Here is a 26,932-nt window from a genome sequence, read left to right as displayed (position 1 = left end):
TATCTGAAAGGACGTAATGTTATGATAGCAAAATACTATGTATGCAAAATTAGTATGCTCCAAGTGATAATCGGTAAAGTCATTATGTGTACCGATTTATTTTGCTACCATAAAACATAAATCCTTCCATAGATCTTCATAATAATTGGACAGTAGGACCGATGTTTTGTGTGAGCAAAACATCGGTTTTTTTGTCGCTTGCAAACTAATTAGACTTAAAACGAGTAGGAGGAGTACATATGTTTAAAAAATTATTTTCAGGAATCCCTAAGAAATTATTAATCGCCAGTATTATTTTTACTTTAATTTGGTCATTTATGAATTCTTATATGACAGTAGCCCTATCCAAGACTACATCAGCACATTTAGTTAAAAGTGAGTTTATTCATGCAGCAATCTTTTTCATTGTGTATATACTGTTGTGGGAATTACTAGAATTCATATTAGATTGTATGCATGGGGTTATACAAGCATATGTAAGTAATTCTAGCTATGACTTTTATTATGAAAAGTTGTATTATACCAAGCCGGAATCCTTACAACGGGGGAATACGGGCTATATTGCAGGTATATTAACACAATTAATTGAGAAAAAATCAACTCTATTAAACAGTTTATTGTTAGCAACAGTTAGTGTCATCTATATACTGTATCTAATGGTATATATAACCCATTACTCTATATGGTTTTCTATTATTATACTTGTATTATCCTTGTTATCCATTGCAATTCGTATGATTTGCTCTAGGTTCCTCGCTTTGCATCTAAAAAGGATGACTATTGTAAAAGGAGAGCAAACAAGAATATTCATGGATGGGATTAACAATATTTCAACTGTTCAGAAATTGCGTGGTTTAGATTTTATTATGCAAAAATCACGGAATGTTCAACAAGAAAACTTGCAAGCAACGAAGCGATACCTTATTGGAAACGAACTTGGATTTACACTATATAAAACGGTAAATTACCTTTTATGTCCAATCTGTATGTTTGTAGCGCTTGCACTATATAAGAAAAATCCATCATTTCCAATTGTTGAATTCATGTCATACTTGTCCTTGATTACTATACAGCTAGTTTTTAATAACAGAAATATATCTGGATTTATAAGAGATTATAACATCTTCTGTGCATCACAAAGGGAAATGGATGCAATTGTAAGAGAACAATCTGAGATTTATACCACTACGTCTATTAGTGATACATTTCATGAGATTGCAGTACATAATTTAGAATATCAATATGATTCAAACGAAGAAGCGTTAACGATTACAATCCCAGAATTCCATATTTATAAAGGCGAGCGAATCTGTATTACTGGTGAAAGTGGTCAAGGAAAAACAACAATACTTAAGATATTATCAGGTATTATAGAAACTACAGATACCATGTTTCTTGATGGAAAACCATTAAACAAAAACATTGATGCCGTATATATCGCACAGGATACAGAGATGTTAGATTTGACATTACGAGAGAATCTAGCCTTTGGTAATAAAACAATATCAGATGAACAACTGTATGAGATGCTTTATGCAGTAGGTATGTCCGATTGGCTATCCAAACAAGAAAAAGGACTTGATACTTTACTTGGTGAGCGTGGAGTATTCATATCAACCGGTCAAAGACAACGTTTGAATGTAGTTCGTGGACTTTTGATTAATAAAGAAATCTATTTTTTAGATGAACCTACAAGTAACGTAGATGATGTTACTGAAACTAAGATGATTGAACTTATAGATACCTATCTCAAAGGTAAGACAGTAATTATCGTTACTCATAAAGAACAGATCTGCAAGATCTGTGATAGAAGGTATATCTTTGAAGAAAATAGAATGAAGGAATGTACAATATAAGTATATTCACATGGAGTAAGTATCCAGAATGACGTTTTGACAGTATTAATTACGGAGCTAAAATGACGGCTGTCAAATTGGTATGACCCATTAGTCTTTATAACTAATAAGTCATTATGAATATCGAGTCATTATGAATGCTAAGTCATTATGAATACTGGGTCATTATGAATATTAAGTCATAATGACTTATTAGTTATATAGTCCATCGAGTCATAATATTTAACAGACCATGTGACTAAAGAGTCATTATGACTATGTAGTCATTATTGATAGTAGTTTATCATAACTTGCAGTTCAGTGTGACGAATTATACTCTAGTTATACGTACCTATTAAAATAAAACTAAAGAATATTTATGTGTGTATAAGGGAATAACAACTTTAAGGAATATTATTGAAAGCCTTGCGATATGTATATATATAGGATATAATGATTTATAAATTCAATATTATGTCATAGGTGCCAAATAAAGGATATTTATTTGGTGAAAAGGGAAACAGGTGCGAATCCTGTACGAACTCGTCACTGTAATCAGGGAGTTTGTAACCAACGTTATGCACGTTAAATCACTAGGAAACTGGGAAGATGGTTACATACTATGATCTGAAAGTCAGGAGACCTGCCATGACTGGTACAAAGGCTTTGCCTAACCACGAGTAACTGGTTGTACGTTAATGAAATTGCACTCTACATATGCCTTTTTATGCGTATCCTTTTACTCAGGTAAACCTTCCTGTTTGAAAAGGATTTTTTATTAGAAAAGGAGAACACATATGGAACAAGAAAAAAACAAAATGAGTAGTAAGAAAATAATTCTCGGTATAGCTATTTTAGTTGTATTAGTAGTAGGAGCAATTTGTGCCTATAAAATATTTTCGCCAAAACCTGTTGAAGGTTCTAAGTCAATTACTGTTACTGTTATTGATGACAAAGGAAATAGTACAACATATAATCAAAAAACAGATGCTGGATTCTTAAGAGATGCATTAGAAGAGATTAAAGATTTAACAATTGAAGGTGAAGAATCTCAATATGGATTATTTGTAAAAACAATTAATGGAGTAACAGCAGATTATGATGCCAACGGTGCGTTTTGGTCTTTCTCTGTTAATGGGGAGTTATGTAATAACGGTATAGAAACACAACCAGTTTACGACGGAGATTCTTTCGAGATATCATATGAAGCACAATAAATTAGATAAAAAACGTAAATTAACTGTTAATGATGTTGCACTTATAGGTATAATGACCGCCACTTTAATTGCTTCAAAGATGGCATTATCCTTCTTACCAAATATCGAGATTGTATCCTTATTAATAATCGTATTCACTCTAACATTTGGCTATAGGGTATTCTATTCCATCATAATATTCACTTGTATTGAGACTTTTATATGGGGAATGGGGATTTGGTCTATTATGTATCTCTATACTTGGCCCATACTTGCGATTATAGCCTATGTGTTTCGTAAACAAGACTCCGTTTGGTTTTGGAGCATCGTATCTGGTATATTTGGGTTATGTTTTGGAGCGCTTGGTTCCCTATTGTATCTATTTATTGGTGGAGTTAGGACAGCATTTGCTTGGTGGATAGCAGGAATTCCATGGGATGTCATTCATTGTATGGGTAATTTCGTTCTTGCATTGGTTTTATATAGACCTTTAATAAACGCACTAAAAAAACTTAAAAAGTTTTCTTATACTAATAGTATATAAAGTTTGTTAGGATATAAAACAATAGCGGTTGGTCCAAGTAGCCTGTATAGTATGAAACTACAATGGGCCGATAATAGGGCAACCCTATAAAATATATGTTATCACATTACACAGCATACCGCCCATTGGATAAACAGGGCGGTATTTTTTGTATCTAGAATTACGTTGACACAATAAATTTACTGGGGTATGATTACAAATATTATCTATATTTGAAACATGAGGTGGAATATATGATTTGGGTAGTAATAGTTTTGATTGCATTGGCAATCATAGTGATCTACTTGGCAATACCCGGAGGAAGACTTTGGAAGCAATATCTGCTAGATGTAAACAGTTCTTTGGCCGAAACAAATAGAAAAAGAAGTACACAAAATGTATTTACGGAAGATTGTATTGTTGAACTGCCTTCACTGCTCCGTCAGCATATCATTAATGGGGGCTATATCGGTAAGCCCTATATGGATAACATGTTGATATATTTTCACAACACAAAGTTTCGTATGTCGGCGGGCAAAGAGCCAATTAAGATTAAATTCATGCAGGTCAATTTTGTGAACAGACCTGACCGACACGCTTTTTTGAAAGGAAAAATAGCGGGGATTCCATTGCAGGCTAAAGACAGTATGTTGGACGGATTCGGCTCTATGACAGGTGTACTTGCCAAGCAGTTTCAGCTTTTTCGTTCTACTGGTGCAGAGATGGATCAGGGTCAGTTGATAACTGCGCTTGCCGACGCAGTATATATGCCGTCCTTGTTTTTTCAGGAGTTTGTGTCATGGACAGTTATTGACGACCACACCGTTGAAGGTGAGATTACATGGAAAGACGTTTCTGCTAAGGGAAGATTTACGTTTGACAATAATGGCTACATAATACGTTTTGATACGAATGACCGATATATGGACGAAAACGGGAAAGGCAGCTCGCTGGTACCGTGGTATGTAACCTATTCTGATTACAAAGAGCAGAATGGTTACTTTCAACCGGGAAGCGTTAGTGTAAATTGGATACTCCCGGGTGGTGTCGACACTTATTTTGAGAGTGATAACATTGAGATTCAATACTCAATAAATGAAGCAATTATAAACTACTAGACACATTTAGGAGGAAATCTATGATTAGACATATTGTTATGTGGAAATTTAAAGAAAATGAAGAGGAAAATAAGAAAAAGTTTTTAGACGGATTAAGATCGTTATATGGAGTAATTCCAGAGATTAAGTATATGGAAGTAAAAGAGAGTATTAATGATAATAATAAGTTTGATGCTTGCCTAATATCCAACTTTGATTCCCTTGTGGACTTAAATACATATAAAGTCGATCCACGCCACATCAAAGTATCTGAATTATGCAAGAGTATTCGAATTGATAGAGCAGCAATTGATATTGAAATATAGCGAACTGATGAGCAAAAAACATTATAATCCAGTAAAATGTACTATGCTCTCTTTAATACAGGAGGTACTTCTTAAGAAAGTATCTCCTGTTTTTTTAGTTGTATTTTTTATCGTATTAACTTATTTTATTAGCATATCAATCTTAATTCAGTCTTATTATCATTAAAGAAGCTCCTACACCTGATATTAACGTAACAAGTACAGGTAGTATTGTAGTATTTACAAATTGTAGTGATATGGTACTTCCAGCAGTTAAATTAACTTCGACTTCATTGTTATAATTAGATACGCTAACTAAAGGAGAGATAATAGATCCTGCTAATGGTGATCCGTTTACTAATAATCTAGTACCTAATAGTAAGGCAAGAGTAGTATTGACACTATATGATAATCGATACGTGCCTGCATTAGCAACCGTAAAAACGGAATTAGCACCACTTACTGTAATATCGGGCGAAAAAATTTGAGCATTTGGTAAAGAAAGAGTAAGTGTACCACTTAAAGGGACGGTCAAAATAGTTCCTAGAGTATTAATGTTAGCTGCAGAACCAGCGGTTGTGGTAGTGGAAGTTGGGGCAAATGTTCCTGTAGGTCCAATAGCACCATTTGTTCCTACTGTACCAATAGCTCCGTTAGGACCAGCTGGACCAGTTGGACCAGTAGCACCTTGGAAGGTACCATCCGCTCCAGTTAATCCAGATGGACCAGTTGGACCTAGAATCGAAGGAGCATTCATCGCCAAATCCAATTTGTTCTTTAATAGAAATGTTAACTCCATCGAACTATTTAATAAATCTGATACGCTATCATTCGCATCTAATACTTCTTGATACGTTGCAGGTCCGCCTGATAGCCCTGGAAGTGTTCCTAATATATATTGAAGTTTTTCCCCTTCAGCATTAAGTATATGACTCATACCTAATTCTTCGGAAGCAATGGAAGATATTAACTGATTTAAAGCATCCTCTCGTGTAATGGGAGGGGTTATACTTGGAAAACTTGGTAATGACATAATTATCCCCCTTATTAGCTTAGACGCATTATCATAAGAGCAGCGCCTTGAGAACCTGAACCAGTTAATAATGTTGCACTTACAGTAGCACCAAACAATTGTAATTCCACAGTTGATCCTGCGGTTAAATCGGTAATAAACTCAGCTTTATAGTTAGATAAAGATAATACAGCATTGATCGAAGAAGCTGCTACAGGATTTGAATTAACTAATATTCGTGTTCCAAGAAGAACACCGGCTGTGAGGTTAACACTATAGGAGATACGGTATCTACCCGCCGTAGCGACAGTGAAGACAGTATTAGTACCATTAACAGTTATACCAGCTGGTAATACTTGATTATCAGGAAGAGGTATTGATATTCCGGCCGTAACAACTGCAAGTGGTGTTCCTGTAGTAGTATTAGCTGCGAACGAAGTTGTAGTTGTGAAATTAGCGCCCGTAGGGCCAGTTGGACCTGCAAGACCATTGGTTCCAGCTGTTCCAGTAGGTCCAGTAGGACCGGTAGCGCCGGTAGGACCGGTAGGACCGCCAGCAGGTCCAGTTGCTCCAACAGCACCAGTTGGGCCAGTTGGACCAGTTAAAGGTGAAGCTGCCAATACTGTTTGAAGTTTACTCTTATATAATAATTGATTCTGAGAAATAGCGTCTAAAGTAGACTTTACACTATCATTAGCGGCAAGAACATCCTCAACGGTTGCAGCAGGTCCAGTTGCCCCAGGAATAGTGCCTATAATATACTGAAGCTTTTCGCCCTCTGTATTAATAATATGGCTTAAACCCAGCTCTTCATAAGCTATAGAAGATATTATTTGATTAACGGCTTCTTCCCTAGTTATGCTAGGGCTTAAGGAAGGAAAAGTAGGTTGTGACATAGAAATACTCCAATTTTTTATATAGTTCATTATATGTATAAGTTTTCGTAAGATGACAAATTATTATAAAATAATGTATATTTCGTGTTAATTTGTTCCATTTCTCTATCTGCCTCTTCTTCTAGATGAAGATATGAATAACATAAATATATATGATATGAGGATAGAAAAGAATTAACTCCGACTAAATATAGATATCCGCAATTAACTTCACTCGGAGTCAAACAATACTGAAACATCTTAATTGCTTCCTTATAATTAGCGGTACGTTCCAATACAATTCCTTTATAGAAATACAAATCAATATAATCTGGATATAATAAAATTACCTTTTCTAAACTTTCTAAAACATTTACAGTAGTTCGCGAATAAAGCAAAATTTCGTATTTTAACTTATAATAGATAGCTGGCGGTTTGCAATTATTAGTTATACTTAATTGAAGTGCTCGATTTATCATTTTGTAGGCAATACTGATTTCGTTTTGTTGAAAAAGTTCAGAGGCGATATGATAATTTAACCATACATTATCGGGTGTCTTATTCCAATCTTCTAACAACATGGTTAAATTCCGTATGCATTTATCTTTCTTATTCATTTGATCATAACCAAAATGGTTAATTTTAATAAATTTATTTAAGGAATAACGCATTCCTTGGGTTACATGAAGTCTTTCGTGGATTTTTCCTTCATAGGTAAGTTGCGAACTTTTTTTAAAAAGTCGAAAGTGATAAGATACATGTGAATTATTTAAATTGTCAAGATTATGGGTTTCATAATGTTGCAATTGTACGTAAAATAAGTCTTGGTTATCTGATAACGATTCTTTGAAAGCAATAGAATCTTCAATAAAAATTTCTTCATCTGCATCTAGGCACAGTATCCAATCATATTTTGCAATTCCAATACTATAATTTCGTGCTTTTGAAAAGTCATTTTCCCATGGAACCGAGTATACTTTAATGTTTTTTTCCTGACAGATTTCAATTGTATTATCCGTTGAACCAGTATCAACTATGACAACTTCATCCACGAAAGGTAAAGCATGCTCTAAACATTTTATAATATGTCTGGCTTCATTTCGTACAATCATACATAAACTAATTTTATTCATAGTACCATCTTTTTTTTACATTCATATTCTTATTATCAAAAATTATGAATCCTATGTCATCAGATTTCTATTGCCACATGGACAACATAAAATGAATATGATAAAGTAATAAAAAAAAAATCGAGGTCAAACTATGTCAATGCCAGATTTTCCTCCGATAAGTGAAGACTTAACAAGAGAAAAAGCCCTTGATATGATATTAGCTTCCATAGCTATGGAGGAGCTTGCATTGAGTCATATTATCAATGCTGAAGGAGAAAAGATTCAATATATAATAAAAAAATTAGATGAAGAATGCGATCCTTCCAATGATGAGTTGCTGGCTGTAAATGCAAGTGTAGAATCTTTATTACAAAAAATTACGGAAACACAGCTTGTATTAAAGAATAAAATGCAAAGGGTATTAGAAACAATAGATCTTGGCATAGGACCTACGGGGCCCACTGGTCCAAGAGGAGCTTGCGGAAAAAGAGGAGCAACCGGTCAGAAAGGAGAAACTGGTGAACAAGGTCCTATTGGACCACCAGGACATGATGGAACATGTAAAAATTCTTTTGTATATCTCACCGAAGTATGCCCTAATTTCAAGTGGTATAATAATTCCCCGTTGTGCTGGAACACTCGCTTTGCATGTGGGAATGAAATTGCATTTCTCAATGATACTGGGAAAATAGTATTAACTAAAAATGGTATATACAAAATTACTTTTTCATTATGCTTAATTGAACTATGTAAATCTAGAGATAACAGCCTACAAATAGAAGTTAATATAACTTCTAACAGTGGGAATAAGAACATTTTTTGTTTTTCAAAGTATTGTGTTAACAATTCTCAAGTGCCATTATATGTATTTGGTAATGATATATTCTTCTCAACAGAACATTGTGATGAGCCAATATATTTGACATTTGATTTACGTATACCAAAGCAAGTAGTGGTTCACGATGCACATTGTTCTTTAACAGTGCTCAATTAATTTTGAATACCAATGTACAGGGGTCACACATTATTTCTTTGACATGTGCGACCCTCGTATTAACTTACATACTAATAGTCGTAGTTTATGAACATTACGATAACAGATAAAGTCATTCTAATCCTAGTATTATGTGTTAGTTATTGTTATTCTTATAAAAAACAAGAGGAGAAATGCTATGAATACAATAGAAGAAAGTTGGAATGTAATGGCTATGGCATATGAGGATTTTACTGAGAATTCGGATTCTTATAGTTATTCTATTGAATGGCCTTGTATACAGAAAATGCTACCGAAGATAAAAGGCAAGAGTATTATAGATTTAGGTTGTGGTACTGGTAGGTTTACGTTTTTATTAGAAAATGAAAAACCTGATGTAATTACGGGAATTGATCTATCTCAACAGATGCTAGATATTGCACGAGACAAAGCACAACGAAATAATTCAACTGCTATATTTGCAAAAGGAGATCTCAATAATTTGGATTTAATAAATATGAATAAAGTAGATTTTATATTTTCCTCAACAACCTTTCACTATATCCTTGATCTTGATACATTGTTTTACAAATTATTCAATTTATTAAATGAAGAAGGTAGTTGTATTATTACTTTGATGAATCCAGTCTATACGGCTGGTTATCCTATTGATAAAAACGGTATTTTCCCCTCAGATGAGGATTGGAATATTAGATATCTAGATAAAAGTCTACGTTCTTACATGCAACCTTGGATTGAATACAATGATACCATTAACAATTACTTAAGTAGCAGTTATCATCATACATTTAGTGATTATTTTAATGCCATTATCAAAGCAGGTTTTCATATCCTTCAGGTAGAAGAACCAGCACCACCGCTAGAATGGAAAGAACGATTCTATAATCGATATGATTCGTTTATACAGACTCCTAGTTTTCTAATTCTAAAGCTAGTAAAATAGATTACAATCATAATTTTAAGAATATCATAATCCGGTAAAATGTAATATGCTCCCATTATAACAGGAGGTACTTCTTGAAAGGTAGTATCTCCTGTATTTTTTACAGTTGGAATTTATACGCTCATGCGTTACGCACAGTTTTGCTACAAGAAGTTCTGTGGATATAATTAAAATGCTTTTTTTATAAGAAATTTTAAAAACTTTACATAAAAGTATTGACCTAAAGTTAACTTTAGGTTTTATTATAGTAACACCGGTTGAATTAAGTACTTAGTTTGAAAGGAGTTTTCTATGACATATACAATTAAACAAGCTGCAGAAAGAATGGGAGTTACGGTCCCCACACTTCGTTATTATGATAAAGAAGGACTACTTCCTTTTGTTGATAAGAAACCAAATGGTACAAGAGTTTTTAAAGAGGACGATTTCAAGTCATTGGGTATTATTACATGTCTTAAGAACTCAGGGTTATCGATTAAAGACATCAAAAGATACATGGATTTATGTGCGGAAGGTGATAATACCTTGGAAGAACGATTACAGCTATTCTTAGATAGAAAAGCTGCTGTTCATAAGCAAATGCAGGAGCTAAATCAATTGCTTGATACTATAGAACATAAGATATCTTATTATGAGACGGCTATTGCAGCTGATACAGAAGAAATTCATTTTTCAGATTCTTGTTCAATAAAATAATATTGTTGTGGAAAATGAAATTGGTTGTAAGAATTATAAAATCTATGAAAGGAGCCATGCATCGCCATCTCTCAATCGAGAAAAGGAAAATCATACCATAGACTTCGTCTATATAGTATGTAATGTGCATGGATTTAAGTATGAATATATTAAATAAAGTAACCAATCCAAAGGATTTGAAAAATTTAACAATAGAGGAGTTAACCTCGCTATCCACTGATATAAGAGATGTATTAATTCATAAAATCAGTACTACTGGCGGTCACTTCGGGCCTAACTTAGGTATGGTGGAAGCTACAATCGCATTACATTATGTATTCAATTCACCTGTTGACAAAATTGTGTTTGATGTATCCCATCAATCCTATGTCCATAAGATTCTCACAGGAAGAAAAGAAGCATTTACTAATCCAGATAAATACGGTTCTGTAACAGGATTTACAGCTCCTGAAGAAAGTGAACACGATTTCTTCACGATAGGACACACTTCAACTTCTGTAAGTTTGGCATGCGGATTGGCAAAATCTAGAAACTTAAAAGGAGTGAAAGAGAATATCATCGCAGTGATTGGTGATGGTTCTTTAAGTGGGGGAGAAGCATATGAAGGGTTAAATAATGCTGTGGAACTAGGCAATAATTTTATTGTTTTAGTCAACGACAATGATATGTCTATCGCCGAAAATCACGGTGGTTTATACAAGAATCTTAAGTTGTTAAGAGAAACGAATGGAAAAGCAGAGAATAATTTCTTTAAAGCACTAGGATTTGATTATTATTATGTTGAGGAAGGGAATAACGTAGAAGCTTTAATAAACATATTCAAAACAGTAAAAGATATTGACCATCCGGTAGTGGTGCATATGCATACGATTAAAGGTAAAGGCTATCAAGACGCGGAAGAACAAAAAGAAACTTTTCACTGGACAATGCCATTTGATCTAGAAACTAAGAAACCATTTATGGAAGAAATAGTTGAAAGTTATGAAGATATCTTAGGAAAATTTTTCGTTCATAAAGCTAAAGAGGATAAAGAAGTTGTTGTAATTACTGCAGCTACACCAGGTCCAGTAGGCTTTAACTACTTCAGAAAGGAAACTGATCTAAAGGACCAATATGTAGATGTTGGAATAGCAGAAGAGCATGCTGTAGCATTAGCTTCAGGTATTGCATCACGAGGTGGGAAACCAGTTTTATCCTTAATAAGCTCGTTTATTCAAAGAACTTATGATCAATTATCCCAAGATCTAGCGATCAATAACAATCCTGCATTAATTATGGTGCACTGGGGCGGTATTTCTGGAGGTGATGTAACTCATCTTGGAATATTTGATATTCCCCTAATCTCTAATATCCCTAACATTGTATATCTTGCACCTACATCCAAAGAAGAATTATTGGCTATGACAGAATGGGGTATGAATCAAACCAAACGACCAGTTGCGATTCGTGTACCTAATATGAATGTGATATCCACTGGAGAACAGTTAACTTGTGATTTTGACAATATTAATGTATATCAAAAAACAATTGATGGTAGTGAGATTGCAATAATCGGCTTAGGTTCCTTCTATCAACTTGGAGAAAAAGTTCAACATATGTTAAGAGAACAAACAGGAATTCAAGCTACCTTAATCAACCCAAGGTATATAACGGGAATAGATCGTAGTTTATTAACAAGCTTATTAGATAATCATAGGTTAGTTATTACACTAGAAGATGGAATTCTTGATGGGGGCTTTGGTGAGAAAATCACTAGATTCTATGGTGATACGGATATGAAGGTATTAAACTTTGGTGCAACTAAGGAATTTACCGATCGTATTAGCATGAATGAACTATACGAACGCTATCACTTAAAGGAAAATATGATAGTAGACGATATAAAGAGTATTTTATTTAAAGAATAATTAACATTGTAATAGAAATAGAAATAGAAACAGAAATAATAATAGAAGTGTAGTATGTATATGAAGTAGAGGTAGGAGTATAATTCCTACCTCTAAGACTGTTCACGAACTAGACTTCTATTTTGGTTTATTCTGATATTTATAATAAACCAAAGTGGGCACTCGCGAATATATCTTTCATTTGACATAAGCAAAAAGGGTGTCCTGCAGGGTCAAACATAACTCTCCAATTATCAGAAAATTGCTCATCTGCAATTGTAGCTCCGCACTGGATTGCATATCGAACTGCTTTTTCTAAATCATTAACAGCGAAGTCTAGATGTGCCATTTGTTGTTGAGCTTCAGGCTCTTCTGGCCACACAGGTGATTTATACTCTGGATTTTGTTGAAACAATATACCAGGATACGTACCCTGACCTGTTCCCGGAGCGCATACACATGCCCATTCTTCATTACTAAATCCTATTTCCCAATTGAGTAACGCCGCATAGAATTTTGCTAAATCAAGTGCATCTATACAATCCAGCGTAAATGAGTACATTTTGATTTTCAGTTCATCATCCATAACACGAACACCTCCATAAATTTCTATTTTCTCTATTATACTACACAAAAACAAAAAAGCATAGGAAGAATATTGAAAATTCATAACACTATATGGTAAAATTATGTAGATACTAAATAGTGATCCAGTTTAATTTGTGAATTTTAGTATTTTAACAAATAATTAGTTAATCTTTGGAACCTTGCTACAAGCAAAATCGTCTAATTGATGAAAAGGGAATAACCTAAAAAAATATGAAGTGAGGTAGTAATCATGAGAAAATCTCTAGAACAACAAGATTCATTAAACAAGGCACGTTGCAAACAGTTAAAAGATATAAGAAAAAATATGGCAGATGAACTTGGCATATCATTAAATCAAACTGAATGTCAAAATAATGGGTATTGTAGTGGAACTTGTCCTAAGTGTCAAGCAGAAGAGAAACTACTGAACGATACTATTAAGAAGCAACAACATAAAGGTAATACATGGAAGCAAAAAACTATGGTGGCGGGATTACTTGTGGCTACCACACTAACAATGTCTTCTTGTACATTAAACAGTAATGATAACTTGGAACTAGGTGGAGAGGCAGTTATAGATGAAAACATTGATAATAATAATCAGCTAAATGGTGATGTTGCGTGGACTGATGAAGATGAGGAGCAGACACCACCTGTCGATCAAGAATGTGATACAAATAGTAATTCTTCTACAATTTACTTTAGAGATTACGTGAAACCATGAAAATTCATTGGATCAATCGGCATCGTATTAATATTGATGGAGTTGGTATTACCTCGTTAGTAGCACTACCAGGTTGCCCGTTATCTTGCGCATACTGTATTAATAATGAACTATTGCAAAGGGATGATTTGATAAAGACTATAAGCGAAGAAGATTTGATTGGACAACTTTCCATCGACCATAGTTATTTTCTCTATACCAATGGGGGAATCACATTCGGAGGTGGGGAACCCCTTTTGCAATGGAAGAATTTATTACGATTTGCAAGTTTATGTCCAAGTGAATGGAATTTAACCATCGAAACTTCCCTCAACATACCAACGAATTATCTAGAACCATTAATTCAAAAGAATTTTTCGTTTATCATAGATATTAAATCAATGGATCCGCAAATATATAAAGAATATACTGGTGAAAACAATGATCAAGTCATAACAAATCTAAAGTTAATAAAACAATGGGTTCCTTTTAATAGCTACGCCATTAAAGTTCCTATCATACCGGGATATGCTGACGAAAACTCACAACAAGACTCTATATGTAAACTGAAGGGATTTGGAATCAATGAGGAGATAATTGTACCATTTACGTACATAAAATAAAAGGACCGAAACCACTTATAACAGGAAAACGACCACTTATCGATTTCCTGTTTTATTTTTGTATTCGGAGAACTATACTATAGACAGTCTCAGAAAGCATGGGTGTAAACATGAAAATCAAACTAATAATTGATAAGAAATACGAAGATACACAAATACTTATTTGTGCCAAAGAGAATACCAAAGAAGTAAAGAAAATATATCACACAGTTGAATCAGCAGTAAACGCTGGGATAACAGCTTATGATGGAGATAAGGTTTCTATCTTATCTAGTGCCGATATTATACATATCTATACGCAAGACCTTAAGGTTTATGCAGCTACCGTTAATGGTATCTATCGATTACATCAGAGGTTGTATGAATTGGAACAAGAACTTGATGAAAGTCGCTTTATACGAGTTTCAAATTCTGAAATCGTTAATATTAAAAAGATAAAACGTATGGATACAAGTTTAGCAGGTACAATTCGTATGTATCTTGATTGTGGTAGGGAAGTTTATGTTTCTCGTCGTTATGTAACGAAGATTAAGAAAGCATTGGGAATTTGAGGTGATAGGATATGTTGAAAAAAGGGATAGTAAGAGGTATTAATAGTTTTTTATATGCAATAGCAATCAATGTGATATTAAGCGTCATTATTATGGTAGCAGTAAATAAACCAGATTTTATTCCTATTTTACCGGATTTTGCTACTAGATTTTCTTCTGGAACAATGGCTTTACTCGTTCAAACGATATTAATTGGTATATCAAGTGCAGCCTTTGGGTTTTGGTCAATCATTATGGAATTTGAACGTATTAGTTTACTCCTGCAAAGTATTATTTATTTTATTTTAACTGCAATGGTATGGATTCCCGTATCCATTCTATGTTGGGATCTAGGGAAAGATAGTTTGTCTTTCATAACAATTGTTACAAGTTACCTAGTTTCTTACGTTATTACTTGGATAATCCAATATCGTAATTGCAAAGATTCAATTAATCAAATTAATAAAAAGCTAGAAGAATTGCGAAATGATTGATGTACTTGCACATAGGCTATTTGCCTCGTGCAGTAAGGAGGGTTTTATGAATAGTGCAATAGTAGTAAAGAATTTACGAAAAGAATTTGGTAACAAAATAGCAGTTAAAGATAGTACTTTCGAAGTAGAAGAAGGATCTCTATTCTCTTTACTTGGAGTAAATGGAGCAGGCAAAACAACTACCATACGCATGTTAACTGGGTTATCAAAGCCATCAAGTGGCGATGCCTATATATGTGGACATAGTATTGTAACCGAATTAGATGAGGTAAAGGCCATTAGTAATATATCTACTCAAGAAACAGCCGTGGCTCCTAACCTAACGGTAGAAGAAAACTTATTGTTTATGGCTAGAATCTATGGTATGTCAAAACAAGAGGCTAAGGAAAAAGTAGAGCAAATTATAAAACAGTTTTCTCTTGAAGAGATACGAAGGAGTAAAGCTAAAACTTTATCTGGTGGTTGGCAAAGAAGACTTAGTATTGCTATGGCACTGATAAGTGAGCCCAAAGTATTATTCCTTGATGAACCAACGCTAGGCCTTGATGTACTTGCAAGGAAAGGACTCTGGAATATTATAAGAGACTTAAAAGAAAAAGTAACCATTGTATTAACAACTCACTATATGGAAGAAGCGGAGAGTTTATCGGATCAAGTAGCTGTTATGGTTGATGGTGAAGTTAAAGCTTGTGGTACGGTAGCACAATTAAAAGAGTTGACTGAGAAAGATACATTAGAAGCTGCTTTCATAGCAATCGCTGAAGGAGAGGTGTAGAGATGAATAGTGTTGTGTTTGGAAAAAGAACGTTTACAGAGATTGTCAGAGATCCGTTAAGTTACATCTTTTGTCTCGGATTTCCGTTACTTATGTTAATTCTTATGTCTATTATTAATCAAAGTATTCCGAATGAAGCCAATATGGATATATTTCAGATTCAGAACCTTGCTCCTGGCATTGCAGTATTCGGCTTAACCTTTGTAATGTTATTTACTTGTTTGCAAGTATCAAAAGATCGATCTACCGCCTTCTTGATACGCCTATACGCGGCACCTATTAAATCAAGAGAGTTCATAATCGGATACACGTATCCCGTAGTTATTATTGCAATCCTACAATCCATATTCACCTTCCTAGCAGCAGTGATAATTGGAGGCATACATGGTTATAGCTTTAGTATACTTAATATAATCCTTTGTATGTTAGTACTTATTCCTTCCGCGTTATTGTTCATTGGATTTGGACTTTTTTTTGCAACCTTATTAAATGAAAAGGCAGCGCCAGGTATCTGTTCCATTATTATTACAGCATCTTGTATGTTAGGCGGTATCTGGATGGATGTCGATGGTATCGGTGGGGCTTTAGCTAAGGTGTGCAAGGTGCTTCCTTTTTATCATGGGGTAACTGCTGCAAGAATGGCATTGCGTGGTGATTACAGTGATTTATTAAAACCATTCATTATTATAGTTGTATATGCAGTTGTTATTTATCTATTGGCAGTATTAATCTTTAAGAAAAAGATGCAAAGTGATGTGAGTTAAGTAATTCCGTTTTTTAATCCTAATTTCAGAATGTATTGTGTTGTAATATTATGGATTTTAAGATAGAATAGTTGTAATATATTAGGGAAGGTATTATGCGATTATTAGAGGGGAGTATTAACAATGGATTTGCATGACTATAGAGATATAGCAAAAATTTATAAGGAGAAAATCTTTAAAAAACAATTAGCTCTTCAAGGAATCTTCAATTCCTTTATTGTTCTATCTATTCCTATTGTAGGTCTGATAATGAACATTTTTAGAATGAATCATTACTTCTTTAGTATGCTAATGTCTCTAATTTTTATATTCTGGATAAGTGTCATGTGTTTCGTAGAGAAAAAGGAGAATTTTATTCCAACTAAATATTTTAGTTACATAAGATATCGCGTGTGTTATTACTTAGTATGCTTTATCTTATATATTAAAATTAGTGGTATAGATAATCCCTTCTTTCCGCTGCTAATAATAGCTCTACTCTATATCCCAATTGAAATCTACTCCGGTTATAAAGAGTTTGTTACGTTCAAAATGAAGATGGATCAGTCACAACAAAATTAAGTATGTTTATTAATTTTGATTTCACGGAGGCGAATTAATATGATCGACAAAATTATAGTTATAAACGAAAACGAAATAACTCCTACTCATAAACATATTCACGACCCTTATGAATACTACAAGAAGAAAGTAACACCAAGTTCTGAGATTAATCAATGCTATGTAGCATTCTACGAAATTCCACCACAAAAAAGCAATTATCCATACCATTATCATGAAGAAAATACAGAAGTCTTTTACATAATAGAAGGTAATGGTATTCTAAGAACAGAAGATGGATCAATCGCCCTTAAAGCTGGTGATACGATTGTTTGCCCACCTGGTAAACATGGAGTACATAAAATAACAAATACCTCCAAGGATACCATGCTTAAATATCTTGATGTTGATACGACGAATTCACCTGATATAATTCATTACCCTGATTCGAATAAAATAGGTATTATAAAACATAACCAAGATCCCGCTTTTTATAAGAACAACTCTACATATGATTATTATGAGGGAGAATAATACATAAAACTATGATCTATTGCATCTGTATCAGTGATAGCAATTGATTTGTATGATCAAAGAACTTACTAGGAGGAAGCAGAATGACTACTAGGTATGCTGATTTACATATACATTCTTACTATTCTGATGGAACGTTAACGCCACAAGATATAATCGATATAGCCTTGACTAGGAAAATCGATATAATAGCTATTACGGATCACAATGAATTAAATGGTTCAAGAGAACTTATGAGACTCAATAAACCGAAAGGATTTACCTGTATACCGGGTGTAGAATTAGATGCTATGTATTGTAGCACGAATATACATATATTGGCTTAATGAATACATCTATTGAGGTACTTAATAATATTGAGCTAATATTGTCTCAAAAAACAAATTCTAGATCAGTGAACTAAGGAGAATCGTTTTGAAATTACATATTAAAAGTTACAATGGAGATCCAACTACACTACCATATAAAGAACATGTGCCTGGAGCAATACCCTTTATAGAATTTGATGTTAAAGAAATGCGTAAATTTATATTAACTAGAGGCTCTATTCTTATTATTTTACTATGTCCATATATTGTAATCCATGCAAAAAATCTAGGACTAGACATGGAACTAGGACTATTATATTCTATACTTGCGATATTTCCACGGGAACTTATACGTGCACTATGTTTTAAAGAGGATGTCACCATTTATATAAATAAGAAAAAACTCTCTCTTTTTGTACATGGAACAGAATCTATGAGTAAATCCCGCTTTATTATGATGAATCTACTGCCAATTTTTATATTAGGGGTTATACCTTTTATTCTTTTTGTTTTTTTACCACAATACACCTTCTTTGGTTTGTTTGGATTAGTATATATAGCAAGTGGTGTAGGGGGTTATTACAATGTTATAAATGCAATTAAGCAAATGCCAAAAGGTGCAAAAACTTATTATCATCTAATGCAGTCCTATTGGTATCTTCCAATTTAGAAGAATATAGAGAGTGCTAAATATAGAGGTAAGGGTGTAATGCCACATGTATTAAGGATATTTACACAAAATCTATTTGAAAGTTTTGATTTGCATAGAATATGGGCAAGACCGTTTGAACATAATAAGGCTTCACAAAGAGTATTACTAAAAGCAGGATTTTATTATGAAGGTTTATTAAGAGAAAGCATATTAAAAGAAGGAGTGTTTCTTAATTCAACTGTCTATGCCTTAATAAAGAACTGAACAACTTATGTTTATCTACAAATGAGTGATAACTTCAATTGTAACAAGAATGACAAATCGAATTGAAAGGATAAGGCTATGAATATAGTTATTATTAACGGTAGCCCACGAAAAAATGGTGCTACAGCCAGAATTCTACATACAATGGAACAACAGTTACTTGGCAAAGCAAATGTTTATGTTGAATTTGTGAATATTAGTGATTTAGAAATAACCCCTTGTAATGGTTGTTGTTTATGTTATAAAACTGGGCATTGCTATATGAATGACGATGCGGAAAAATTATCAAATAGAATAGCATTAGCAGATGGGTTAGTTATTGGTTCACCCACTTATGCAAGTAATGTATCTGGACAATTAAAACTGTTTATTGATAGAGGACATTTTGTAATTGAACAACTGTTACATGGTAAATATGCAGTTAGTATAGCTACTGGAGAAAACTATGGAAGTAGTGATACTAGTAAAATTATAATTAAACTATTAAAATATTCTGGTGCAAGAGTGATTGGAAAAATTGTATGTAATCTTCCATTCAACAAAGAACCAAATGAAACTAGTAAAGTAACAAGGCAGATTTGTGAACTTTCAGAAAAGATATATGGTGATTTCCAGACAAAAAGAAAGTATTTGTTTCAAACGATTATCCATAAAATAATTTTTACAGTTGGCATTAAACCATTTGTGAAGAGAAAAGGAGAGAACTATAAGGGAGTTATAGATAAATGGAGAACTTATCAAGTGACTAAAAGCTAAATGGAAGGAGATACTTCTGTCAGAGTATTACCTATTTTTCTCCGTATATAAAAATCATATCTCTATAAAAATTTATAGAATTGTATGATTTGCTTATAAATTATACTTATATCATAGAATAATCGACAAATTTGTAGAAAAATAAAAAAACACTTACACACAGATTTTTTTATACTTATAATATATTAGGTAATAGAAAATTAAATATCGGCAGCAGATGAAAATGGTAGTGAGATTATACGCTTATAATCGTAATGAAAGTTATTACAAGGCGTAGTCTCACTTTTTTTTGATGCCAAAAGAGATGGAGGATTATAGGAATGCCAAAGACAAAATTACAGGATGTTGTATTTACGATTATGATGGTAATCGTAATGGTGTATGCTATGGTGGTATACAATATTTCAATTGACAAGGGAGGGGTAACGAATGAGGTATTTGTACTAGCATTTGGTGAATTAATCCTTATGGGTATCGTTGGTTTTATATTAGAGATGCTCGTTGCAGGGCCATTGGCGAAAAAACTTGCTTTTCGGCTGGTGACACCAGGTAAGGATAAGATGATTTATATAATTCTTGCAATTTCCTCTATGACTGTATGTCTTATGTGCCCAATGATGAGTTTAGTTGCTACTGTGTTGTTTAAAGGTTTTAATTCACAGTTACTTGCTAATTGGATTCAGACAACTGTATTGAATTTTCCAATGGCATTGTGCTGGCAGATTTTTTTTGCAGGTCCATTTGTCAGATTACTTTTCAGACACATGTTTACAGAAAAATAAGGAGATTAGTTTCCCGACCGAGTTTTGGTCGGGTATAAAAGCATAAGTATTAGACGCTAAGATTAATTCAATGACTATATTTTGGTTCAAACAAAATAGAAGGGTAGTAGATATTGATATATGTAATTATATGGGATACAATGAATTAAATGGAGGTGTTTGGATGCGGATTGGTGAAGTAAGCCTATTAACGAACAATGTAATTGAACTCGCGAATTTTTATAAAACTTTATTGGAAACCGAGAATGGAAGTAATGATGGTATTCATCAAACAATTATATCAGAAGAAACGATGCTCACTGTGTATAATGATGGATCAGTAAAAAATAATACCAATCAAAATATAAGTCTAGCATTTACTGTTGATGATATTAATAAGGAATATGATAAACTAGTTAAACTGGGAGTAGACATTATAGAGAAACCAACAGCTCGTCCTTGGGGGACAATCAATATGAGCTTCTACGATCCAGACAGAAATATCGTGTATCTGAGAAGTTTTAATAAGTAGTTATATAAACACCAATTACATAGGAGATTCGACTACTCATGTTTTACTCTAGAACTAACTAAAAAATACATGATGATAAAAACTGCATATTGGTAGATGATAATTTATGGTATATTATTAAGAAAAGATTGGTATGAAAGGAGGTTTTGTAAGTGATTACTATATTCAACAGGAAGGAATTAATTATAACCTATGATCTTGTAAAACAGGCAGAACTACGTAATTTATTAGCAGGCAATAATATAAAATATTTAATAAAAACACGTAATCAAAAAAGTCCTTCTCCTTTTACGGCAGCTTCAATAGGAAGAACGGGAACATTTGGTGAAAATCTTTCACTCGAATATGAATATAAAATATATGTTCATAAGGACGATTATAACGAAGCATTATCAATTGTTAAGAAAAGTTTATAGAGTTATTTAGTATAAAATCAATCAAAGTATGTTACAATACAATCAGTACGGTGATGCTAATAAGGAGTTATCTTATGAGGTAACTTCTTTTTTTTATTAATTACTTGACAACAGAATACTTAATATGTGTACTTATTTTCTAGATAGAAACATATTAATACATATGGTATACTATGCGACTTCTTACAATAGTTACTGACAATTCACTATTGTGTCCGTATAGACTTTGTGTTATTATGCAAGAGTAATAAACTGTATATGCACATAATTAATTACATACAGATTGGAGGTATAATATGTTTGAAATAATAAAAAATTCAGAGAATAAGTATAAAAATCTAAATAACGGTGTTTGGGAAACAAGCGAAAGTAACAAATTTATTGATATCTACTCACCACTAGATCAGCGTCTAGTAGGAAGTGTACCAGCAATGACTTCCGCTGAAGTTGATAAGACAATTGCATCGGCAAAAGAGGCTCAAAAAAAATGGAAACATATATCTGTAAATGAAAGAGCAGAAATTCTATATAAGGCAGCAGATCTCCTTATTAAACATACAGACGAATTAGCCGAGTTAATGATGTTGGAAATCGGTAAGGATATCAAAAGTGCTCATTCTGAAATTTCAAGAACAGCAGATTTTATTCGTTTCTCTGCTGATAGTGGAAAGAGTGTATCAGGAGAAAGTATTCCAGGTGATAGTTTCCCAGGATTTAAGAATAATAAAGTTTCTGTTGTAAAAAGAGAACCGCTAGGTGTGATCCTTGCAATTTCACCATTCAATTATCCTGTCAACTTAGCTGCATCTAAAATCGCACCTGCTCTTATCATTGGTAATACCGTTGTCCTAAAGCCTGCAACCCAAGGAAGTTTAAGTGGTTTATATTTGGCACGTATTTTCCAAATGGCTGGAGTTCCCGATGGAGTTCTTAACACTGTTACAGGTAAAGGTAGCGAGATTGGCGATTATATAACGACCCACAAAGATATCAATTTTATTAACTTTACAGGTAGTACAGAAGTTGGTCAAAGAATATCTGGTATTACGAAAATGGTTCCACTACTTATGGAGTTAGGTGGTAAAGACGCAGCAATCGTTTTGGAGGATGCAGATTTAGAAATGACAGCTACTCAAATAGTTGCTGGAGCATATTCTTATTCAGGCCAAAGATGTACCGCTGTAAAGAGAATTATCGTAATGGATAGTGTTGCGGATGAACTTATTGCAATGCTTAAAGAAAAAATAAGCCAATTAAAAATAGGCAATCCGTTAGAGCACGATCAATTAGATGTTGTTCCATTAATTAGTAGCAAAGCAGCTGATTTTGTTATGGAACTTATTGCAGATGCAAAAGATAAAGGAGCTTCTCTAGTACTTGGTGGTAACCGCGAAGGTAACCTTATTGAGCCAACACTGTTTGATCATGTTACTAGAGATATGAGATTAGCTTGGGAGGAACCATTTGGCCCCGTTGTACCAGTTATCCGAGTTGCTAGTAAAGAAGAAGCCATTGAGATTGCAAATGCGTCTGAATATGGTCTACAAAGTTCCGTATTTACACAGAATATTAACGATGCCTTCTATATAGCAGATAGTTTAGATGTAGGTACTGTTCAAATCAATAACAAAACAGAGCGCGGACCAGATCACTTCCCTTTCCTAGGTGTTAAATCGTCTGGTATGGGAACACAAGGTATTAAGTATTCGATTGAATCTATGTCAAGACCAAAAGCAACGATTGTTAATTTGCATATTTGATAATTGAGTGAGATTTTACAGCTTAAAGAGAAAGTCTTTCGTCTCCTTGGTAAATTGCCGAGGACGAAAGACTTTTTATTTAAAGATTTTCAATTACGATTTATATTATTAATTAATCCATATATATTTCTTGGTAGTTCTAAATGATTGCTTTATTATAACAATATTTTGAAACACCAAATGATTCATTTGATGAGGAAGTTGTTGCAAAGTAACAGTAAGAGAAGGAGAAACGTAAAATGATTAAGATACATAAAGCCATTTTAAGTGAAAGTAAAATTGTAACGGAGTTATTTATTCGTATGTGGGAAGATCATAATCTTGAGGAACTACAACAAGAGTTTGAAGAGGATATAGCTTCTGATGAGTCCTCAATTTTTTTGGCGTATTTCGATGAACTTCCTGTAGCAGTAGCACAATGTAGATTAAGAAAGGATTATGTGGAAGGAACGTGCTCAAGTCCTGTAGGATATCTCGAAGGTATCTATGTAGAACAAGAATACAGAAAACAAGGTATAGCTAAGTTGTTATGCAAAGAATGTGAAAACTGGGCTAAGGAAAAAGGGTGTGAAGAATTTGCTAGTGATTGTGAACTCTCTAATGAAACAAGTTTGAAATTCCATTTAAGAATAGGTTTTGATGAAGTAAATCGGATAATTTGCTTTACTAAGAAATTATCATTGTGACGTATAGTAGATTGGTTAGTCTAATAAGTGATCTGCTTGTAATACAACTAATCGTGTAGATTTCTCTTAATGAGATAGTTGGTGGTAAAGTGCATAATACATGCTACTAACAAAGGACGTGTAAGGAGGGTTCACGTAAAATAAACCCTCCACATTTGAATGGAGGATTCAAATGAAAATTATAGATTTTGATAAGAACCATGTCAATAGTTAATCTAAACTATGAGCATCTATGCCGGCAATTGTTTGATGAAAGGGTTTTTCGTTTGTTAAAGGCGCTGGAGAGATTGCACGACGAAATTGGTTAGGAGTGCAGCCACACACCTGTCGAAACTGTCTGCAAAAATGTTCGACGTTATTGTAGCCGCAGTATTCGGAGATTTCACCAATAGTTTTTACCGTATACATCAACTGATCCTTAGCCATTCGGATTCGACCTTCAATAACATCCTCCATACAAGATATACCAAACATGTTTTTATACAGAAGTTGAAGATAGCCCGTACTTAAATGGAGTCTTTCGGCCATATGGCTGATATTCCAGGCAAGCTGCGGGCTATTATATATTTGCTTGCGTAAATTAAGGAGACTACCTGCGTGAATTGTAGGCTCATGTCGAGTAGAATCCTCGTTTAACTTTAAGAATAGAACTCGTAGGAGATTAGATATAATTATTTCACTGTTCAATGATGTAAAGGAAGATTCCCAAGTTAACAGCTTGATCAGATTATGGCAGTACTCAGGATCACCAACTGTAAATGGAACTCCCAGTACAGGAAATTTTGTCACAAAAGTTTCATCTGTTATAAAACGCAACCAATCATTGCGATATTCCGTGCCACAAGCACGGTAATAGATTTTCTGTCCTGGAGCATATAGAATTGCAGAATGTGCTGGATATTCATGGAGAGTCCCATCGATAAGAAAGTAAGCAGGAGTATTTGTTAAAATAAATAAATAGAAGTCATGATTTTCAGAAAACTCGTATTCAAAATCTTCGGTATGTTTAGCACTGTAGCCCATAAACTGGATTTCATTCATCTGATATGTTACTCCTTTCATGTGAGAATACATCAATTTTCCATAAGTATAAATCATTGTTGCATATAGGTCAATCCAATATAATATAAACATGTTGACGCTGGACAACGCTTCCAATTTAATCCACTCAAAATAGATCGTTGTCTATTGTTATGAAAAGAACAATTTGGGGCAAAGAGAGGTATTTAAAAGAATGGGACAAGAACAGACAAGAAGCAAAAGTATCAAAATACGCGGAGATGAAAGAGTAGAATTTCACAATCAAGTTGATTATTGTATTGGTACAGGACGAATGGGGTTGGCATTGCAACAGGAGTATCAAGAACAACTTCGTCTAGTACAGGAATTAATTGGTTTCAAACATATTCGTGGACATGGATTGTTTTGTGATGATATGGCTATTTATCAAGAATATACAGTAGAGGGGAAAGTCCATGCAGAATATAATTTTACTTACTTAGACCGTGTTATGGATAGTTATCGAAGTATGGGATTAGCACCATTTCTGGAGTTAGGATTTATGCCACAGAAGATGGCTAGGGGTGAACAGACTATTTTCTACTGGAAGGGAAATACCACGCCACCTAAATCCTATGAAGCATGGAAGCACATGATACAGACTCTTTTGCGTCATCTGATGGAACGCTATGGGGCAGATGAGGTGGTTACCTGGCCAATTGAAGTGTGGAATGAACCAAATCTAAATGGATTTTGGGAAAATGCCGATATGCTAGAATACTTTACATTGTTTAAGGAGTCATTTGTGGCAATCAAGGAAGTCGATAGTCGCTTTAAAGTTGGAGGTCCTGCTGTTTGTGGAGGCAGCGATAAACCTTGGATTCAGGGGTTTATGGAGTTTTGCGAAGAACAGAAAATACCAGTAGATTTCGTAACAAGACATCACTATACTACAGATTTTCCAAAATATGAGGGACACTATGGTTACGCCGATTTGATGGATCCAGAAGAAGGCTTTTCTAATCTACATAGTACCCGTGAAATCGTTGACAGTTTTCCACAGTACAATGGATTGCCTATTCACATAACAGAGTTTAATACATCTTACATACCTAATTGTCCATTGCATGATACCAACCAAAATGCAGCATATATTGCCCATCAGCTATCGCGTCTAGGTGATGACAACGAATCCTACTCGTATTGGACCTTTGGAGATGTATTCGAGGAACAGGGTGTACCATTTACTCCTTTCCACGGAGGGTTTGGGCTAGTTGCAAACGGCTGCATCCCGAAACCTACTTTTTGGACCTTTGCATTCTTTAAAAAACTGAAGGAACTAGAAGGCTACTGTGTTTATCGAGACGACAATACTGTAATTATGCGCATGGAAACTGGTGAATACCGTGGTGTTGCTTGGAACAGGACATGTAAACGATTGGACGATACTATAACTCTTAACTATGAGTGCAAGACAGAAACTAACGAATTATGTCTTCTTACAAAACGTGTAGATGAGTCTACTTGTAATCCTCTGAAAGTCTGGCACGATCTAGGTGAACCTGCAAATCTAACTAAAGCACAGATTGCTGTTTTACAGGACGTTGCACAGCCATTTGTACAGACTAACAGCATATTCTCTAAAGATAGTCTGGCATGTTTTCGAATAAACCTTCCTGAAAATGCAGTAGTTTACTTCGAACTCAAACCTGTACATAGAAACGCTGACAGAGGTTATGACTATAATCGAATTATGCAGAGCTAAAATTG

The 26,932-nt window shown here is 33.9% G+C and carries 31 protein-coding genes and 1 riboswitch; of the genes, 26 read left to right on the top strand and 5 right to left on the bottom strand.

The window, feature by feature from the left end; translation table 11 throughout:
- The first annotated feature begins 239 nt into the window (after positions 1-239).
- From BUB90_RS05135 to BUB90_RS05115, 5 genes are all read left to right on the top strand, one after another.
- Positions 240-1,856 (top strand): ATP-binding cassette domain-containing protein, encoded by a 1,617-nt coding sequence (locus tag BUB90_RS05135; RefSeq protein ID WP_073284025.1) that lies wholly within the window; start codon positions 240-242, stop codon positions 1,854-1,856.
- 442 nt (positions 1,857-2,298) lie between these two features.
- A riboswitch (cobalamin riboswitch) is annotated at positions 2,299-2,500 on the top strand.
- A 132-nt stretch (positions 2,501-2,632) separates the two neighbouring features.
- Positions 2,633-3,052 carry a DUF4430 domain-containing protein gene (locus tag BUB90_RS05130; RefSeq protein ID WP_073284022.1) on the top strand — a complete coding sequence of 140 codons (420 nt, stop codon included), beginning with the start codon at positions 2,633-2,635 and terminating at the stop codon, positions 3,050-3,052.
- The gene (locus BUB90_RS05125; protein WP_084139106.1) at positions 3,039-3,575 is read left to right on the top strand and encodes a hypothetical protein; all 537 of its coding nucleotides are present in this window, start codon (positions 3,039-3,041) and stop codon (positions 3,573-3,575) included. Before BUB90_RS05130 ends, BUB90_RS05125 begins: the two co-directional genes overlap by 14 nt.
- Positions 3,576-3,808: 233 nt before the next feature.
- On the top strand, positions 3,809-4,672 hold the full coding sequence (locus BUB90_RS24225) for a DUF6544 family protein (protein ID WP_084139105.1): 864 nt from the start codon (positions 3,809-3,811) through the stop codon (positions 4,670-4,672).
- Positions 4,673-4,692: 20 nt separating this feature from the next.
- Entirely contained in the window at positions 4,693-4,977 is a 285-nt protein-coding gene (locus tag BUB90_RS05115; protein ID WP_073284016.1) for a Dabb family protein, read from the top strand.
- Positions 4,978-5,119: 142 nt separating this feature from the next.
- Here the strand turns inward: BUB90_RS05115 and BUB90_RS24085 are convergent, their stop codons facing one another.
- Genes BUB90_RS24085 through BUB90_RS05100 form a run of 3 tightly spaced genes read right to left on the bottom strand, consistent with a single transcriptional unit; the run spans position 5,120 to position 7,976 of the window.
- On the bottom strand, positions 5,120-5,989 hold the full coding sequence (locus BUB90_RS24085) for a BclA C-terminal domain-containing protein (RefSeq protein ID WP_073284013.1): 870 nt from the start codon (positions 5,987-5,989) through the stop codon (positions 5,120-5,122).
- 14 nt (positions 5,990-6,003) lie between these two features.
- On the bottom strand, positions 6,004-6,864 hold the full coding sequence (locus BUB90_RS23215) for a BclA C-terminal domain-containing protein (RefSeq protein ID WP_073284010.1): 861 nt from the start codon (positions 6,862-6,864) through the stop codon (positions 6,004-6,006).
- A gap of 29 nt (positions 6,865-6,893) precedes the next feature.
- Entirely contained in the window at positions 6,894-7,976 is a 1,083-nt protein-coding gene (locus BUB90_RS05100; RefSeq protein ID WP_073284007.1) for a glycosyltransferase family 2 protein, read from the bottom strand.
- Between the two features lie 133 nt (positions 7,977-8,109).
- On the opposite strand from BUB90_RS05100, the gene BUB90_RS05095 reads away from it, so the two are divergent.
- The 4 genes from BUB90_RS05095 (at position 8,110) to BUB90_RS05080 (ending at position 12,498) form a co-directional block, all read left to right on the top strand.
- Positions 8,110-8,952, top strand: a complete 843-nt coding sequence (locus BUB90_RS05095) for a collagen-like triple helix repeat-containing protein (RefSeq protein WP_073284004.1) — start codon at positions 8,110-8,112, stop codon at positions 8,950-8,952.
- Between the two features lie 178 nt (positions 8,953-9,130).
- A complete protein-coding gene (locus BUB90_RS05090; RefSeq protein WP_073284001.1) occupies positions 9,131-9,895 on the top strand; it encodes a class I SAM-dependent DNA methyltransferase in 765 nt (254 codons plus the stop codon).
- A gap of 291 nt (positions 9,896-10,186) precedes the next feature.
- Positions 10,187-10,591 carry a MerR family transcriptional regulator gene (locus tag BUB90_RS05085; RefSeq protein WP_073283998.1) on the top strand — a complete coding sequence of 135 codons (405 nt, stop codon included), beginning with the start codon at positions 10,187-10,189 and terminating at the stop codon, positions 10,589-10,591.
- 140 nt (positions 10,592-10,731) lie between these two features.
- Entirely contained in the window at positions 10,732-12,498 is a 1,767-nt protein-coding gene (locus BUB90_RS05080) for a 1-deoxy-D-xylulose-5-phosphate synthase (RefSeq protein ID WP_242952484.1), read from the top strand.
- Between the two features lie 139 nt (positions 12,499-12,637).
- Here the strand turns inward: BUB90_RS05080 and BUB90_RS05075 are convergent, their stop codons facing one another.
- Positions 12,638-13,063 carry a VOC family protein gene (locus BUB90_RS05075; RefSeq protein ID WP_073283995.1) on the bottom strand — a complete coding sequence of 142 codons (426 nt, stop codon included), beginning with the start codon at positions 13,061-13,063 and terminating at the stop codon, positions 12,638-12,640.
- Between the two features lie 252 nt (positions 13,064-13,315).
- Here BUB90_RS05075 and BUB90_RS05070 point away from each other — a divergent pair, with 252 nt between their 5' ends.
- From BUB90_RS05070 to aac(6'), 16 genes are all read left to right on the top strand, one after another.
- Positions 13,316-13,789 (top strand): hypothetical protein, encoded by a 474-nt coding sequence (locus BUB90_RS05070; RefSeq protein ID WP_073283992.1) that lies wholly within the window; start codon positions 13,316-13,318, stop codon positions 13,787-13,789.
- Positions 13,786-14,391: a radical SAM protein gene (locus tag BUB90_RS05065; protein ID WP_073283988.1), complete on the top strand. Its 606-nt coding sequence runs from the start codon at positions 13,786-13,788 to the stop codon at positions 14,389-14,391. The genes BUB90_RS05070 and BUB90_RS05065 overlap by 4 nt, the downstream gene beginning before the upstream one ends.
- A 110-nt stretch (positions 14,392-14,501) precedes the next feature.
- Positions 14,502-14,942: a LytTR family DNA-binding domain-containing protein gene (locus BUB90_RS05060; RefSeq protein ID WP_073284888.1), complete on the top strand. Its 441-nt coding sequence runs from the start codon at positions 14,502-14,504 to the stop codon at positions 14,940-14,942.
- A gap of 11 nt (positions 14,943-14,953) precedes the next feature.
- Positions 14,954-15,415 (top strand): DUF3021 domain-containing protein, encoded by a 462-nt coding sequence (locus tag BUB90_RS05055; RefSeq protein WP_073283985.1) that lies wholly within the window; start codon positions 14,954-14,956, stop codon positions 15,413-15,415.
- A gap of 46 nt (positions 15,416-15,461) precedes the next feature.
- On the top strand, positions 15,462-16,190 hold the full coding sequence (locus BUB90_RS05050) for an ABC transporter ATP-binding protein (protein WP_073283981.1): 729 nt from the start codon (positions 15,462-15,464) through the stop codon (positions 16,188-16,190).
- A gap of 2 nt (positions 16,191-16,192) precedes the next feature.
- Positions 16,193-16,954: an ABC transporter permease gene (locus tag BUB90_RS05045; protein WP_073283978.1), complete on the top strand. Its 762-nt coding sequence runs from the start codon at positions 16,193-16,195 to the stop codon at positions 16,952-16,954.
- 600 nt (positions 16,955-17,554) lie between these two features.
- Entirely contained in the window at positions 17,555-18,028 is a 474-nt protein-coding gene (locus BUB90_RS05035) for a cupin domain-containing protein (RefSeq protein ID WP_242952483.1), read from the top strand.
- 83 nt (positions 18,029-18,111) lie between these two features.
- The gene (locus BUB90_RS05030) at positions 18,112-18,354 is read left to right on the top strand and encodes a PHP domain-containing protein (RefSeq protein ID WP_073283972.1); all 243 of its coding nucleotides are present in this window, start codon (positions 18,112-18,114) and stop codon (positions 18,352-18,354) included.
- Positions 18,355-18,442: 88 nt separating this feature from the next.
- Positions 18,443-19,006 carry a DUF3267 domain-containing protein gene (locus BUB90_RS05025; protein WP_073283969.1) on the top strand — a complete coding sequence of 188 codons (564 nt, stop codon included), beginning with the start codon at positions 18,443-18,445 and terminating at the stop codon, positions 19,004-19,006.
- 6 nt (positions 19,007-19,012) lie between these two features.
- The gene (locus tag BUB90_RS05020) at positions 19,013-19,252 is read left to right on the top strand and encodes a GNAT family N-acetyltransferase (RefSeq protein WP_278277263.1); all 240 of its coding nucleotides are present in this window, start codon (positions 19,013-19,015) and stop codon (positions 19,250-19,252) included.
- Positions 19,253-19,330: 78 nt separating this feature from the next.
- Positions 19,331-20,008 (top strand): flavodoxin family protein, encoded by a 678-nt coding sequence (locus BUB90_RS05015; protein WP_073283962.1) that lies wholly within the window; start codon positions 19,331-19,333, stop codon positions 20,006-20,008.
- A gap of 320 nt (positions 20,009-20,328) precedes the next feature.
- Entirely contained in the window at positions 20,329-20,790 is a 462-nt protein-coding gene (locus tag BUB90_RS05010; protein ID WP_073283959.1) for a DUF2798 domain-containing protein, read from the top strand.
- A 70-nt stretch (positions 20,791-20,860) separates the two neighbouring features.
- Positions 20,861-21,301, top strand: a complete 441-nt coding sequence (locus BUB90_RS05005) for a VOC family protein (protein WP_330393750.1) — start codon at positions 20,861-20,863, stop codon at positions 21,299-21,301.
- A 152-nt stretch (positions 21,302-21,453) separates the two neighbouring features.
- The gene (locus BUB90_RS05000) at positions 21,454-21,717 is read left to right on the top strand and encodes a putative signal transducing protein (protein WP_073283950.1); all 264 of its coding nucleotides are present in this window, start codon (positions 21,454-21,456) and stop codon (positions 21,715-21,717) included.
- 296 nt (positions 21,718-22,013) lie between these two features.
- Positions 22,014-23,477: an NADP-dependent glyceraldehyde-3-phosphate dehydrogenase gene (locus BUB90_RS04995; protein ID WP_073283947.1), complete on the top strand. Its 1,464-nt coding sequence runs from the start codon at positions 22,014-22,016 to the stop codon at positions 23,475-23,477.
- A 239-nt stretch (positions 23,478-23,716) separates the two neighbouring features.
- Positions 23,717-24,163: an aminoglycoside 6'-N-acetyltransferase gene (aac(6'), locus tag BUB90_RS04990; protein WP_073283943.1), complete on the top strand. Its 447-nt coding sequence runs from the start codon at positions 23,717-23,719 to the stop codon at positions 24,161-24,163.
- A 210-nt stretch (positions 24,164-24,373) separates the two neighbouring features.
- Here aac(6') and BUB90_RS04985 read toward each other — a convergent pair whose 3' ends face one another.
- Entirely contained in the window at positions 24,374-25,204 is an 831-nt protein-coding gene (locus BUB90_RS04985) for a helix-turn-helix transcriptional regulator (protein ID WP_073284881.1), read from the bottom strand.
- 193 nt (positions 25,205-25,397) lie between these two features.
- On the opposite strand from BUB90_RS04985, the gene BUB90_RS04980 reads away from it, so the two are divergent.
- Positions 25,398-26,927 carry a GH39 family glycosyl hydrolase gene (locus BUB90_RS04980; RefSeq protein WP_073283940.1) on the top strand — a complete coding sequence of 510 codons (1,530 nt, stop codon included), beginning with the start codon at positions 25,398-25,400 and terminating at the stop codon, positions 26,925-26,927.
- Positions 26,928-26,932: the final 5 nt, after the last annotated feature.

The organism is Anaerosporobacter mobilis DSM 15930 (assembly GCF_900142955.1).
Classification (GTDB): Bacteria; Bacillota; Clostridia; order Lachnospirales; family Lachnospiraceae; genus Anaerosporobacter; species Anaerosporobacter mobilis.
Note: the sequence above shows the minus strand (reverse complement) of the source record. Positions and strands in the feature narration are given on the sequence as shown.

Bases quoted from the DNA above. Each gene is read 5' to 3' on its own strand.
- BUB90_RS05045 (WP_073283978.1), top strand. From the start codon at position 16,193: ATGAATAGTGTTGTGTTTGGAAAAAGAACGTTTACAGAGATTGTCAGA.
- BUB90_RS05075 (WP_073283995.1), bottom strand. From the start codon at position 13,063: ATGGATGATGAACTGAAAATCAAAATGTACTCATTTACGCTGGATTGT.
- BUB90_RS05010 (WP_073283959.1), top strand. From the start codon at position 20,329: ATGCCAAAGACAAAATTACAGGATGTTGTATTTACGATTATGATGGTA.
- BUB90_RS05135 (WP_073284025.1), top strand. From the start codon at position 240: ATGTTTAAAAAATTATTTTCAGGAATCCCTAAGAAATTATTAATCGCC.
- BUB90_RS05015 (WP_073283962.1), top strand. From the start codon at position 19,331: ATGAATATAGTTATTATTAACGGTAGCCCACGAAAAAATGGTGCTACA.
- BUB90_RS05085 (WP_073283998.1), top strand. From the start codon at position 10,187: ATGACATATACAATTAAACAAGCTGCAGAAAGAATGGGAGTTACGGTC.
- BUB90_RS05060 (WP_073284888.1), top strand. From the start codon at position 14,502: ATGAAAATCAAACTAATAATTGATAAGAAATACGAAGATACACAAATA.
- BUB90_RS05130 (WP_073284022.1), top strand. From the start codon at position 2,633: ATGGAACAAGAAAAAAACAAAATGAGTAGTAAGAAAATAATTCTCGGT.
- BUB90_RS04985 (WP_073284881.1), bottom strand. From the start codon at position 25,204: ATGAATGAAATCCAGTTTATGGGCTACAGTGCTAAACATACCGAAGAT.
- BUB90_RS05070 (WP_073283992.1), top strand. From the start codon at position 13,316: ATGAGAAAATCTCTAGAACAACAAGATTCATTAAACAAGGCACGTTGC.
- BUB90_RS05065 (WP_073283988.1), top strand. From the start codon at position 13,786: ATGAAAATTCATTGGATCAATCGGCATCGTATTAATATTGATGGAGTT.
- BUB90_RS05090 (WP_073284001.1), top strand. From the start codon at position 9,131: ATGAATACAATAGAAGAAAGTTGGAATGTAATGGCTATGGCATATGAG.
- BUB90_RS05115 (WP_073284016.1), top strand. From the start codon at position 4,693: ATGATTAGACATATTGTTATGTGGAAATTTAAAGAAAATGAAGAGGAA.
- BUB90_RS04995 (WP_073283947.1), top strand. From the start codon at position 22,014: ATGTTTGAAATAATAAAAAATTCAGAGAATAAGTATAAAAATCTAAAT.
- BUB90_RS05125 (WP_084139106.1), top strand. From the start codon at position 3,039: ATGAAGCACAATAAATTAGATAAAAAACGTAAATTAACTGTTAATGAT.
- BUB90_RS05055 (WP_073283985.1), top strand. From the start codon at position 14,954: ATGTTGAAAAAAGGGATAGTAAGAGGTATTAATAGTTTTTTATATGCA.
- BUB90_RS24085 (WP_073284013.1), bottom strand. From the start codon at position 5,989: ATGTCATTACCAAGTTTTCCAAGTATAACCCCTCCCATTACACGAGAG.
- BUB90_RS04980 (WP_073283940.1), top strand. From the start codon at position 25,398: ATGGGACAAGAACAGACAAGAAGCAAAAGTATCAAAATACGCGGAGAT.
- BUB90_RS05050 (WP_073283981.1), top strand. From the start codon at position 15,462: ATGAATAGTGCAATAGTAGTAAAGAATTTACGAAAAGAATTTGGTAAC.
- BUB90_RS05080 (WP_242952484.1), top strand. From the start codon at position 10,732: ATGAATATATTAAATAAAGTAACCAATCCAAAGGATTTGAAAAATTTA.
- BUB90_RS05035 (WP_242952483.1), top strand. From the start codon at position 17,555: ATGATCGACAAAATTATAGTTATAAACGAAAACGAAATAACTCCTACT.
- BUB90_RS24225 (WP_084139105.1), top strand. From the start codon at position 3,809: ATGATTTGGGTAGTAATAGTTTTGATTGCATTGGCAATCATAGTGATC.
- BUB90_RS05030 (WP_073283972.1), top strand. From the start codon at position 18,112: ATGACTACTAGGTATGCTGATTTACATATACATTCTTACTATTCTGAT.
- BUB90_RS05095 (WP_073284004.1), top strand. From the start codon at position 8,110: ATGTCAATGCCAGATTTTCCTCCGATAAGTGAAGACTTAACAAGAGAA.
- BUB90_RS05100 (WP_073284007.1), bottom strand. From the start codon at position 7,976: ATGAATAAAATTAGTTTATGTATGATTGTACGAAATGAAGCCAGACAT.
- BUB90_RS23215 (WP_073284010.1), bottom strand. From the start codon at position 6,864: ATGTCACAACCTACTTTTCCTTCCTTAAGCCCTAGCATAACTAGGGAA.
- BUB90_RS05005 (WP_330393750.1), top strand. From the start codon at position 20,861: ATGACTATATTTTGGTTCAAACAAAATAGAAGGGTAGTAGATATTGAT.